We start from the raw sequence: 12,523 nt of genomic DNA on the forward strand, positions 1-12,523 counted from the left end.
TTTTCAATATAACATAGACTTATCGGTTTCACTCTATTTTAAACTAAAAATTCAGGAGAATTGCTTTATCACAACAAGATCTAAACAAGGTTTTCCAACGTTATTACTTCGTTTTTTCTGAAAGACTAGATTTTACCACCAAATCAATTGTCAAACATCACAAGCTCATTTGTTGTATCATTCAATTCCGCCATTATCAACTATTTCAAAATTCTCTTTACCACCTAGACTTTGAATAGTAAATTTCTTTGCTTCTTCGTCATAGATAAGTGTTGCTTTTTGATAGCGGAAAATTTGAGTTATATCCTTAGTTTTGTAATCTTGATAACTGGTCTCATATTTGATTAAATAGCGAACCACATAGCTATTCTTCCCATTCATTTTAACAGTTTCCACGGTTGGCGAGCCATTGACTGCGCTTTTAACCTTACTATCTCGGATAGATTGAATAAATGTATTAAAATCCTGATACTCAGCATTATTTTCTCCATCCGTAAAATAAGTAGAAAATTTTTGCTTATTGATTGCATCATAAGTTGTGTATGTTCCTGTATAGCTTGAAACTGCTGCGTAAAATCCATTTAAAAAATAGTCAACTTCTGATTTCCCTTGAATATCTGCGAAATTTAATTCAATCATCGAAGAATACGATTCTGGATCATAATTATCAGCCGCAAAGGAAGAATCTGTGATTACTTGCTGCTTTGTTTCAATGATACTTTTATCATCCAACGTTTTTTTCAATTGAACAGTCATTCCTTGATGCCATATCTGATTTTTCACTTCATATTCTTCTGATGCAAGTTGGCCGACTTTTTGATCGTCAAGAAATACTTCTGCATCTGAGATATTCGACTTCAACTTAAATGAGATTTTCCTAAAATCTAAGCTAACTTGACTCATCTGTTGCAGATCTGAATCAGAAGATTGAACTAAATCAATTGTTGTTTCACTTTTTTCTCCTGCTAACTCCCCTTTGATCCAATACTCAGCCGGTGTTAAGGGGCCCCACACAGTTTGAAACTGATTTTTGTCAGTTGTCTCTTTTTCTTGATCATCCAAAAATAGCTTCATATCTTTTTGATTTGCTGTAATGGTGATATATCTAGGCTTTAGCTCCCAGCGAAAATCATCGAATAACAAAAGTTTTTTTCCTTTTTTTACGAATACTAACTCGCTGTTTTGATTGTCTTTCGTTTTCAATTGAGTGATTAGCTGGGAAAAGGCTGCTTTGTGTTCGTTCTGACTATAATAGTCAAAATACTTTTTTAATTCTTTCTTGGTTACAGTATAGTTTGGATCGGCTGAAAACGTCAATTTTTCCATTTGATTTACATCTTTGTTTTGAACTGTCTCTACCATTCTTTTGAGCTGATTTTCCTGACTATAATAATTCTTCGTAGCAAAATAACTACCGAAAGCGATGCACAAAAGGACAGCAACTAGACCAAGTATGAGCTTTTGCTTTTTACTCATTGGTGTTTTTGCAACAGTCTGCGCTTGGTACCTACTCTCGTTAGCAACCGCTTTTCCACAAGCAGGACAGAATTTATCATCTGCTTCTAATTGTGCACCACAGGAACAGGTTGTTTTAGCTCCTTTTGCTTCTCCAAGTGTTTCTGATTGAATTGACTCTTGCTCAAATTTTTCTCCGCAATTTTCACAAAATACTGCCTCTTCTTGATTTTCATGATGACATGATCGACAAAGTTTCATTTTTCTCTCCTATTTTTATTCATTTTTATCCCCTCTCTTATCATTCTATTTTATGCACAAAAAGTCAACTATTTTTAGATTAAAACGAAATATATTTTAGTATTTACACGTAAATAGGAAGAATGATTTGCTATTTAAATAACATTTTCAATTTAATTCTTTATTTTTGACAAAAAAATAGCCACATGAGATGCTTTACTCGTATTAAACAGCAAAAAGAGAGAAGGTTGGATTTTTATGGCAACAAAGGTATTTGTAAATTTTCCAGTCACTGATGTGGTACGTTCTACAGAATTTTATGAAAAATTAGGGTTTAAAAAGAATCAAGAATTTTCAAATGAACAAACAAGCTCCATGGTTTGGGATGATAACTTTTGGATCATGTTATTGGATCATTCGTTTTATAGTCAATTTATCAAAGACAAAAAAATTGCAGACGCAAAAACAGAAAGTGGTGTTTTAGTCGCTTTCAGTATGGAAAGTGCAGATGCTGTCAAAAAATTTGCTGAAACTGCTAAAGCTAATGGTGGCGATTTTTATAAAGTAGATATGGGGATTCCGGAAGATATGATGTTTGGGTTAGAAGTACAAGATCCAGATGGAAACTCTTTGGAACCAACTTGGATGAAAATGTAGGAATAGAGAAAGAGCCTAAAGAAAAGAGAAATAGGTTAAAAAAACAAGCGGGCAATTACCTGCTTGTTTTTTACTGATTCAAAATTTATTTTTACTTTTCGGCCGTAAAATTGTTTTAACTTCTCTTTCAACAAAATCGAAACGAACTACAGTTGTCTGACGCTTCTTTCTATCTCTAATAGTCTCTTGGATGTTAATAATGGCCGCTCTCACTACTTCTTTCAACTTAGCTATGGAGGTAAGATCCGCTCTATAACCGATTCTTATACTAGACATAACTTCTGACAAATCTTCATCTGAGAAATCATTTTCAATAATGTCTTTATAAATTGGTTTTAATTTATAAACTTCTTCTAAATCTACTTTGAAAATAGCTGTTTTAAAGGAATTTAAACAAACGTTTTCAAGTTCATCAGACAAATCATCAAGTAACTGCTCATAACTAAGGTTTGCAATCATATTTTCAGCCAAGTAGTCTCCGTTTTCGTGTTTAGCTTCTATCACTGATTTGGCTTCTTCATACATACTCATTTTGTATTGTGGTAATAATGGCCATTTTGATTCCAGAATCTCATCCTCAATGGACTTCTCAGAAATAGCCTTACTTAAACTACTAAGAAGATTTTCAGCATATGCTGCTGACACTTTTTGAGCATCTATCATCATTGTGTTAAACATCAGAAATGTATATTCTTCATCTGAGAAATAGTTAGTAAAAAAATAATCCCCAATTTTTCGATTCATCAATGATTTTTTCAATAGACTTTTTTGGTGATCGGTTATTGCTCTATATTGATTGATCTTTTTAGGAAAATAATGATAAAGGCAATAATATTTTAACGCCCTAATTGCTTCGTTTCTGTTAGTGTAATCGTGGTAAAATTTCCGATTATTTTGTAACCAATGATCTAAATCCTTTTGATCGAATAGCCCATCTTTTAGTAACTTATCTGGAAGAATATTATGCGTGTAAAAGTCCTGCTTAACACGACTATTCTGGTAGCGGTAATAAAAAGTATAAACAAGGAAGACGATAACAAGAATAAATGTAAACAATAATAAATAACGTATCTTGCTATACTCTTGTTGTTTAACATATTCTTCTCTTAATTTATCACTTTCTTTAGCAATAGTTGCTAGACCTTTTCCCAAATATGCCTGTTTGACCTCTTGATAAACAATGTCAGATACTTCTATGATTGCTTCATTATAGTTATCAGACTTAACTAGGTTTAGCAATCGTGCTTTTAATTCAAGGTTTTTATTTAACGGATCAAATATAGATGTGAGCTTTTCTCCATGCGCAAACCTTATTTCATTTTGCGCCAAAACAAAGACGACAACTATGTTCACTGGTCCTTCTCTAGTCTTAAAATCAAAATTTCTAAATTTATTTTCTATATGCAAATCTATCCGATTACCCTTTGGTTCCACATCTTGTGTGATCGCCACACCATACTCAGGCTCTTCCTCTAAAATTGAAAACTTTTCTTTATTCAACGTAGAAACATAATCCTTGGTTTCTTGATTGACTTTTCCCGTTTGGTCTTCAATATATGGCTGTGCGTAGCTACTTTGTGAAAAAAATATACCTGCAAAACAAATTAAAAACAACGAATACCCCATTTTTTTCATTTTAACTTTTTCCTTTTTCCTTTTTCTAATAATTGTACCACAGTCTATTTGAACTAAAAATAAAGAAAGACAAACAATTCATTCGTCTGTCTCTCCAGCTATTTTGCTAACCTTCTACATGCCTCACTTCTTTATCCTCTTCTACTCTCGCTTTCGCTAATCGTTTCTGTAATTCTTTATCATAATTACGTGATACTGGTATCATAAAATTGATCACACCACACACCAACGTACCGATACCTGCGATCACAAACATTTTCTCTACCCCAATTCTATCTGCTAATGTTCCTACAAAGATTAGTCCAACTGGTCCTGTGATGCTCATCAAGGAATTTAGCACTCTTAACACATTTGGATCATAACTTTGTTGACTCATCGCCATCAATAAAGTAATGAAATATGGCGTTGCAAAGCCTGCAATCGAATTTAACAAAACAAAATAGATAAATCCCTTACTTGTAGCAGGTAACAATCCACTTAATCCAATTGAAGCACCAATCACTGCATAAGCCCAAAATATCAGCGTCATTCGATTTTTCCATTTCCCAAGGATTCCGATCTCAGCCCCACCAATCAGCATTCCTACAAAATAAACCACTTCGACCAATCCAGCTTGCCCAACCGATTCATTAAAATAATTCATCGTCATCAATGGATATAAGCTTGCAGCTGGCATGAATAGTAACATGAAAATCGATCCAACGATCATAATATACCATAAGCCTTTATTTTCAAATAATTTTTTAAAGCCAAACTTAGTATCTGCCAAAAGATGGATGGCCTCCCCTTTCAAGGTAACTTTGGGAATGGTAAAAAAAATCAATAAACCTACACCAAAGACAGCTCCAAGTACATCTAATAAAATCAAAAAATTCATTGGAACAATAGAATACAGCACTGCACCTAATGCTGGAGCAATAATAAAATTTGCTGATTGAACCATGCTAAATTGTCCATTGACTTTTGTTAGCTCATCTTCAGGTACCATTGTTGGTATATGGATTGAATCGTTGGCATATGAAAAGTTTGTGCAACAGAACGAACCAATAATGAGACGAACACTAACCATAAAGGAAAATCTGCTGAAATCGCTCCAACGATCGATAAAATCAAAGCAAAGATTGCGACAATAATATCTGTCACCATCAACAACACTTTTTTATTCCAACGATCAATCAATGGTCCGGCAAATGGACTTAATAGAACCATTGGCAACATGCCCAGCAGCAAAGCAAAACTTAAGACGGTTGCTGAACCCGTTGTTTTAGTCAAATACCAAATTATTGAGTATTGGACGGTCATACTTGTAATTCCTGATAAAAATTGCCCTGTTAGGAATAAATAGAAGTTCTTTTTCCAATGAATCATGTCAGATGTAGTAGAATGCTCAGACATATGTTCACTCCTCGAATGATGATTTATTTTCTGGTATTCTCTTTTTTATGTACATCATTTAATGGGTTCCTTGATTTACAACTTCATCTACATTGATTCTACTTTAGGGATTCTTTTCCTACAACTAATTAATCCAGCTAAAAAGGATATAAAAGTGTCTTGGACATAACTCTACGAGTCATATCCAAGACACTTAGAATACAAATATACGGCAGCCAAATACAGAATTTCTTAACTAATTGTTAAGCTACTTCTTTTCCACAAATTCATTTTTTTCAATAAATTCCACTGGTTGATAAATAGTTTGCCGTTCTTTCTTATGATCGTATTCATCAAATGGCGTAAAGACGATTTTATCGTCAACCCAATACACTTTACACGTTGAGCTTAGCGTTTTACCATGCATTTTGACCTCTTCTCGAAATTCATTACCCGTCATTGTGTAACCAATAATGCTTAGATCTTCGCCTGGTGGTAATTCTTTCCCAGTTTCCTTATCTAAACTGTTTAATGCCTTACCTGACTTTTTATCGAAGGTGATGATTTTCCGTTTTTGTTCTGTAAAAATATGCACTGATTCAAATTCTTTATTTTGAAAGAATTCTTCATCCATTCCCTGATCTAAGACAACCCAACTATATTTCATCAATTCTTCTTTTGTTACTTCCCCACCATGTTCTACCTTAATCGGTCTAACGATGCTATTTTCTTTAACGTTATGGACTTGTATCGTTTGTTTCGCTTCTTTGGGTAATTCATTTGGTTTATCGGATGTTTTAGTCATTTTTGCTCCGTATGACTCATCCGCTTGAACTTCTTGCGTTAGTTTGACCATTTCACATGCGAAAAAACCTATTGCTGTACAACCAATCAAGACTGCAAGTGCATTTCCCCAACGAATAACTCTTTCATTTTTCATTTTTTCATCCTTTCAACTATATGATCTAAAATAAATCCTATTCTTTATTTGGCTTAAGGAGCGTAACGATTTCCTCATTGTATTCTTCTCTGTCTTCTGATTTTGGAAGTGTACTTGAGGCTGGCCATAAAACAATATTCTCTCCATCCCAATACATATCACTGCCAATTGTATAACCACCATAGTTCACCAGTATTTGATTATCCTTTACTTCATAAGTAGTTGTCATCCATCTTTCTTCACCATCAATTTTTTCTTTTCTAAGAAATCCGTCAAACGTAACCGTACTATTTAAGCCATGATTTCCTTTTATAATTGATGTCCATGAAGCATATTTAGTGAAATCTGGTTCAACAGCTGGCTGAAGTTTTTTGATACTTTCTTCAGTATAGGGAAAAATTTCTTCGTTATGTGGCTCTAAAATGAGACGTTCTATTTCAGCTGAATTTGGTTCTAATACTAAATTTGCACCATCTCTTTTCACTTGATATGAATAGGTATCAGCAACGATCTCCCCCTGATCATTGATGACTTTGTCAAATATAATTAACTGATCTTCCTTAAATGTATATTCAGGCTCCATTCGCGTGAAATACTGGACAATCATCCGAATCTTACTTTCACTAAAACTGTAATACTTCTCTTCGTTCTTGATTTTCCAATATTTTACGGATTGTAAAATAGTCGCTGGTATTTCATTTGTATTTTCCGATGTAGAAGAAGTAGAAATGGAAGCACTTGGTTTAGTTATTTCATTATTCTTTGGCCACATTAATGCTCCTACAAAAACTAAACAGACAATGATGATACCTGATAGAATCAGCTCCCCCCATTTATATTTCAGTTTACTGAACTTCGTTTTCCTTTGGTTTGAATGTGTCTCTAAAACCGTGAGTGCGTCTTCATATGGTACTTTTATTTGCTTCATCGCTTTTTCTAAAATTTTCTTCTCGTTATCAGACATAATAATCCTCCCCCAATGTTTGTCTAAGTGCTTCACGTCCCCGTTTTAAATTTGTTTTGACTGTTCCTTGTGGCATCGCTAAAACTTCGCTGATTTCTTTGACTGACAGATCCTGATAGTAAAATAACTGTAAAACCAAACGATAGTTGTCATCTAAGCTTATTACCGCTTCTAATACGTCAATGCTTTGGTTCTTATTGAACGATGGATCTTTTGGCTCCGTATACGCGGAATTGTTCTGTAATGCTCGGATTTTAACCTTTTGATCGATCACTTTACTTGCCAGTCTTGCCATAATCGTACAAAACCAAGTTAAAAAATAGCTTGGTTCTTTTAATGAGTGAATCGATTTTATCGACTGGATTGCGGCCTCTTGCATAATATCTAACGCATCTTCCTTATTCCCAATATAGATGTACGCCATTTTATATAGATATTCATGATTTTTCTGTAATAGTTTACCTAATGCTTGGACATCTCCTTTGATCGCTTTTTTGACCAATAAACGTTCTGAATAACTAAACTTCCCCATTTCCTCACCTCTTCACCCTAATAGTGTAAAAAAATTGTATTTAGGTTTCAATCAAAATAAAAAAAGAGCTAAAACTTTCTACGTTTTAGCCCAGATACTAGAATTACATTAAATGATACCCCTTTATTCAATTTCTTTATGATGATGACGAATTCCTGTCATCGTTGTAGGGGTAAATAGCTTAGGATCGATTCTAAGAAGCAATAGCAGCACAACTGATGTTACAATTGCAGTTGCTACCCCACTTAACCCATTCATTACAAACGAAAACAACCATGGATTCATTCCCCAGAGTGCAAAGCTCCCCCAGAAAATCACGCCTGCAATAAAGTGCCAAATATAACGCATAAGTGTGCCAAAAAATGAAGCATAGATAATGATGCGGCTACTCTTCTTATATTCTTCATTTCGAATTGCTTGTTGCAATTTGTCACTATAAACGCCTGCAAAACCTGCAAAACCAAAAGCTAAAATATACTCAATGATCACTTGGGCTGGCATCAAATAATAGACTTGAGCTAAAGGAAAATGTAACAAGCCCCAAATAAATGCTGAAAAGAAGCCAGCTTTGGTTCCTCTCCGTAAAGCATAAAGCGTGATAGGGATCATCCCTAATGATATTGAAAAACTACTACCAATATTCGTTGGAATAAAGGACAACACCATTGCAATAGCTGCCACGATCGTTCCTTCGATCCAAACTCGTAACTCTGATGTTCTTTGCATAAAAAAATCCTCCCTCTAGAACGACCGATTCACAAAGGAGGAGTAAAAGTTGCTATTTACTCCATCACAATTCCTACGCTCGTACTAACGAACAGGTTCGAAGGGTTTAGAGTTATTACTCATTCTCAGCCATGGCTCCCCTTTGTGATGGGTTCTATTTAATTTTTAGTGGTCATCATTTTCTGACAACACTAAAAGAGTAACATGTTGTTCAAAAAAAGTAAAGAAGCGACTTTGATAAAAAAGGGTGAGCTTTCTCTATATCAATACGGTAAAATAGAATTAAACTAAGGAGGTCTCGTATGAAAAAAAAGGTAAAAAATGTTGGTTCTATTTTGATTTCATTAGGGTTAGGAGGCATAGGTGGCTATTTTGGGGGATATCTAATTGCAAAAAATAATCTTGATTTATCTGTTTTAGACATACTTATTTTTGTCTTTGCGCTGATTCTTTCTTATATCCTTCATATCATTATCCACGAAGCAGGTCATGGCATTTTTGGGAAATTAACTGGTTATAAAATGGTGAGTTACCGAATTTTCTCTTTTATGTGGGTTTGGCAAACGAATGGTGGAGTTGCGTATAGACGCTTCAACGTTCCCGGTACCCTTGGACAATGCTTGATGGCACCTCCAACCTATGAAAAGGGGAAGTTTCCTTTTCACCTATATTTATTAGGTGGTGTTTTAGCAAACGTGATCGCTTCTGGTATCGTTTGGATTTTATTTGGATTTCACTCGCTGATTGCTGTGGCATTTATCGTTACTGGGCTGTTAACAGCTCTTACAAATGCTGTTCCAATGGGATTTAATGATGGTATGAGCTTAAAAACAGCTACCTCTAGTGAAGAACAGCAATATTTATTATACTTGCAATTTGAAGTGAATTCTCTTTTAAATCAAGGCTTTAGTTACATTGAACTACCAAAGGCCTATTTTGAATTAGTTCCAGCTATCCCGAAGCAAACCTATTCTAATGACTACCAACAATTTTTAAAAATTGCTCGATTTTCAGAAGAACTGGATTGGAAAAGCTTAAATAAAGAGATGGAATCGTTATGGCTTCGACTAGATGAGTTAATTTCTATCTATCAAATTGAAGCGAAAAAAGAAATGATCTTTTCATTGGCGATTAATAATCCAGAAGATCAACGCCTTCCTCAATTATGGTCTGATAAAAAAGTCCAACTAAGCTTGAAACAACCTTTGATGGGGAATAAGCGTATCGAAGCTACCTATTACTATTTTGTAGAAAATGATGTTAAAACAGCTTTAGATTGCTTAAAAAAAGGGAAATCTTTCGTTAATAAAGCACCAAATCTTGGGGATGCCAAAGCCGAGCTGACGTTAAATGATTGGCTTTACAAGGAAATTTTAGCTAATAATAATAAACAATTTGATCAAAAAAAGTGATTAGAGGCTAGGACAGGAGTCGATTCTCTTTTTGTTAAACACACTGATCCCGAATAAACGGTGGAGCAGAAGCAATCCCTTCGGAAATAAGCCGAAATTCACAAAAAATTTGAAGAGCAATTTTCGTGAATTCCTTCTTATTTCTCGGGATTAAACGCTTCTGCCCCAACCTCTAATCACTTTTTTTATTAAGAGCACATCCAAACTTGTCCTTTATTTAGATGCCAAAGAACGATTAATATTCTCCTTTGATTACATAGAATGACCCACGAATCGTACCAGCTAATTTTGATTTTTGACGAGCAAATTTGAATTTCCCTTCAAACTCAGCTGGAATGTCCATACCATCCGATAATTTAAAGCCAACTGCACGTTTCCCACCATTTTCAAGGGTATACATCACGTTGACTGCTAAGCCATTTTGATGCCGTCCACTTCAAAGCTAGAAACCTCTAATGGTTTATACGGAAATTTCATCTCACGTTCTGCTAAAATCCTCTCGACCCAAGCTAAGGTTTTAGGATCATCACTTGCGGGGACAGTTACAAATTCATGTTTGTATTTATTCCAATAATAGCGAGCTTCATTCGCACGTAATACGGCTAGTGCAACGGCCACTGGAGATATTTCAAGACCAACGGTTGATACCTCTTTAAACTCTACTTTATAAGTCATTTTGGCTCCTCTTTTCTTCTTGTATAGGCCTATTATAGGAGATGAAGGAATTAGTGACAAACAATAAAGATTAAATGATATTCTTCACAAAAATGTGGGAATTTACTTTCCATTCACTATGATTAGGGTGTAAAATGATAACCAAGAACTTAATAGTTTCAATTCATCTACTATAACTCTAGATAATCTAATACGGTTCTTATTTTAAGGAGGTTTTAAAATGAACATTTTTTATATTTCAATTTCGGGTAACACTCGTTCATTTGTCCAGCGTTTAGCGATCTATGCTGCTGATAAATATAATACACAGATCAACATCAAAGAAATCCATGAAAATTCAGTTTTTGAAGACGAACATGCTCCTTTTTTCACTTTTGTCCCAACTTATTTAGACGGCGGTAACGGGGTCGATAATGGTGACACAGAAATACTGACTGAAACAATGCGGGAGTATTTAGAGTATCATGGTAACTATCGGTATTGTCTTGGTGTTGTTGGTAGTGGAAATAAAAATTTTAATCATCAATACTGTTTGACAGCAAAACAATACGCTCAAAAATTCGGCTTTCCTTTTTTAGCAGACTATGAATTACGTGGAACGCAAGAAGATTTAGAGCGTGTTTATACTGTAATGGCCGAAACCATTAAAAATCCACCAGTCTCTGATTTATGAGATTGGCGGATTTTTTAATTATTATTGAAACTGCTGTTTTGTTTGATTTTAACCACTTACTTCACCAAGATCGATATAATCTAAAATGCCACCACAAAAAAAGAGCAGCATTGTCGTTGTTATGTTTGTAATCGATCTTTTACTTTGATTTACGTTTACACATCCAATCTTCACGTTAAGCAAGTGCAAAAAAGAGAATGTTCTGATCAACATTCTCTTTAAATTCACTGTAAAAAATTACAATAACTCTTTTCTTAATTCTTCATCTGTTCGATCAGACAAATATTTAGGGGCAATATCTAAAACAGTATAGGCCCCAAATTGTTTCTCTTTTGCTAACCGAACACAAGCTCTAGCATATGCAACTAAGACACTTGCTGTAAATTCTGGATTGCTTTCCAGTTGTAAGTTATATTCAATGACTTGCTTCGTATTCTTATGAGTCGTTCCAGTATGCAAAACAGTCCCTCCATGAGGCATTGCCTTATGATTTTGGTCCAATTCTGCTTGGGTAACAAAATGAACTTCTGTGTCATACTCAACAAAGTAATTCGGCATTGAAACAATTTCTTCTCGAATTTTTTCTGGATCAATCTCATCCGCTAATACCACGAAACATTCTCTGAAGTGTTTATCCCGAGTGGTTAAAGTTAATTGTTCCCCCGCTTTAAGTTTCTCGATCACTTCACTATTGGGAATTGTATATTGCACGGCGTCTGTTACGCCTTCAATCCGTCTTAATGCATCAGAATGCCCTTGGCTAACGCCTTTTCCCCAAAAAGTATTCGTCTCTCCCACTGGTAAAATACTTTGTGCGTATAACCGATTTAAACTAAATAAGCCTGGATCCCACCCCGTTGAAATAATTGACGTCGTCTGATTTTCTTTTGCTACGCGATCTACTTTAGCAAAGTGTTCTGGAATCTTCGCGTGCGTGTCAAAACTATCGATCGTATTAAATAAATGCGTCCATTCTGGTGTTTGTACTGGTAAATCAGTTGCTGAACCACCACATAGAATACAAACATCGATCTCCTCTTTTTTCTCCTTGAGTTGATCCATAGTGAAGGCTTGTGCACCTTCTGTTTGAACCGTCTCTGGCGCTCTTCTTGTATAAACACCTACTAGTTCCATATCTTTCTGTTGTTTTAGTGATCGTTCAACCCCACGTCCCAGGTTCCCGTACCCGATAATCGCTACTTTGATCATACTTACATTCCTCCACTTCTATAAATCAGAT

The 12,523-nt window shown here is 34.9% G+C and carries 10 protein-coding genes, 2 pseudogenes and 1 riboswitch; of the genes and pseudogenes, 3 read left to right on the forward strand and 9 right to left on the reverse strand.

The genetic code is table 11. The features are described from left to right. Window positions 1–177 precede the first annotated feature (177 nt). Complete coding sequence (locus A5866_RS04405; protein ID WP_086444272.1) at window positions 178–1,716, reverse strand: zinc ribbon domain-containing protein; 1,539 nt, start codon at window positions 1,714–1,716, stop codon at window positions 178–180. 237 nt (window positions 1,717–1,953) lie between these two features. Here A5866_RS04405 and A5866_RS04410 point away from each other — a divergent pair, with 237 nt between their 5' ends. Next, window positions 1,954–2,352 carry a VOC family protein gene (locus tag A5866_RS04410; protein WP_086444271.1) on the forward strand — a complete coding sequence of 133 codons (399 nt, stop codon included), beginning with the start codon at window positions 1,954–1,956 and terminating at the stop codon, window positions 2,350–2,352. Between the two features lie 78 nt (window positions 2,353–2,430). On the opposite strand, the gene A5866_RS04415 is transcribed toward A5866_RS04410, so the two are convergent. The 6 genes and pseudogenes from A5866_RS04415 to thiT form a co-directional block, all read right to left on the reverse strand. Beyond that, window positions 2,431–3,987 (reverse strand): hypothetical protein, encoded by a 1,557-nt coding sequence (locus A5866_RS04415; protein ID WP_339099744.1) that lies wholly within the window; start codon window positions 3,985–3,987, stop codon window positions 2,431–2,433. A gap of 106 nt (window positions 3,988–4,093) precedes the next feature. Beyond that, window positions 4,094–5,382: pseudogene (locus A5866_RS04420) on the reverse strand (MFS transporter). A gap of 247 nt (window positions 5,383–5,629) precedes the next feature. Next, window positions 5,630–6,301, reverse strand: coding sequence for a hypothetical protein (locus tag A5866_RS04430; RefSeq protein WP_086444268.1), 672 nt, complete (start codon window positions 6,299–6,301; stop codon window positions 5,630–5,632). 37 nt (window positions 6,302–6,338) lie between these two features. Further along, window positions 6,339–7,265 carry a hypothetical protein gene (locus A5866_RS04435; protein ID WP_086279146.1) on the reverse strand — a complete coding sequence of 309 codons (927 nt, stop codon included), beginning with the start codon at window positions 7,263–7,265 and terminating at the stop codon, window positions 6,339–6,341. Then, window positions 7,258–7,797 carry a sigma-70 family RNA polymerase sigma factor gene (locus tag A5866_RS04440; protein WP_086444267.1) on the reverse strand — a complete coding sequence of 180 codons (540 nt, stop codon included), beginning with the start codon at window positions 7,795–7,797 and terminating at the stop codon, window positions 7,258–7,260. The genes A5866_RS04435 and A5866_RS04440 overlap by 8 nt, the downstream gene beginning before the upstream one ends. Window positions 7,798–7,920: 123 nt before the next feature. Then, window positions 7,921–8,523, reverse strand: coding sequence for an energy-coupled thiamine transporter ThiT (thiT, locus tag A5866_RS04445; RefSeq protein WP_086444266.1), 603 nt, complete (start codon window positions 8,521–8,523; stop codon window positions 7,921–7,923). 53 nt (window positions 8,524–8,576) lie between these two features. Continuing rightward, a riboswitch (TPP riboswitch) is annotated at window positions 8,577–8,675 on the reverse strand. 150 nt (window positions 8,676–8,825) lie between these two features. Between thiT and A5866_RS04450 the strand changes: the two genes are divergently transcribed. Next, window positions 8,826–9,935, forward strand: coding sequence for a M50 family metallopeptidase (locus A5866_RS04450; RefSeq protein ID WP_086444265.1), 1,110 nt, complete (start codon window positions 8,826–8,828; stop codon window positions 9,933–9,935). Window positions 9,936–10,170: 235 nt separating this feature from the next. On the opposite strand, the pseudogene A5866_RS04455 reads toward A5866_RS04450, so the two are convergent. After that, window positions 10,171–10,610 (reverse strand): annotated as a pseudogene (locus A5866_RS04455) (phage tail protein). Window positions 10,611–10,830: 220 nt separating this feature from the next. Between A5866_RS04455 and nrdI the strand changes: the two are divergent. Continuing rightward, the gene (gene nrdI, locus A5866_RS04460) at window positions 10,831–11,283 is read left to right on the forward strand and encodes a class Ib ribonucleoside-diphosphate reductase assembly flavoprotein NrdI (protein ID WP_086444264.1); all 453 of its coding nucleotides are present in this window, start codon (window positions 10,831–10,833) and stop codon (window positions 11,281–11,283) included. A gap of 237 nt (window positions 11,284–11,520) precedes the next feature. On the opposite strand, the gene A5866_RS04465 is transcribed toward nrdI, so the two are convergent. Next, window positions 11,521–12,492 carry a diaminopimelate dehydrogenase gene (locus A5866_RS04465; protein WP_086279141.1) on the reverse strand — a complete coding sequence of 324 codons (972 nt, stop codon included), beginning with the start codon at window positions 12,490–12,492 and terminating at the stop codon, window positions 11,521–11,523. Between the last annotated feature and the right edge of the window lie 31 nt (window positions 12,493–12,523).

The sequence above is a fragment of the Enterococcus sp. 12C11_DIV0727 genome (assembly GCF_002148425.2).
In the GTDB taxonomy this organism is placed as follows: Bacteria; Bacillota; Bacilli; order Lactobacillales; family Enterococcaceae; genus Enterococcus_L; species Enterococcus_L lemimoniae.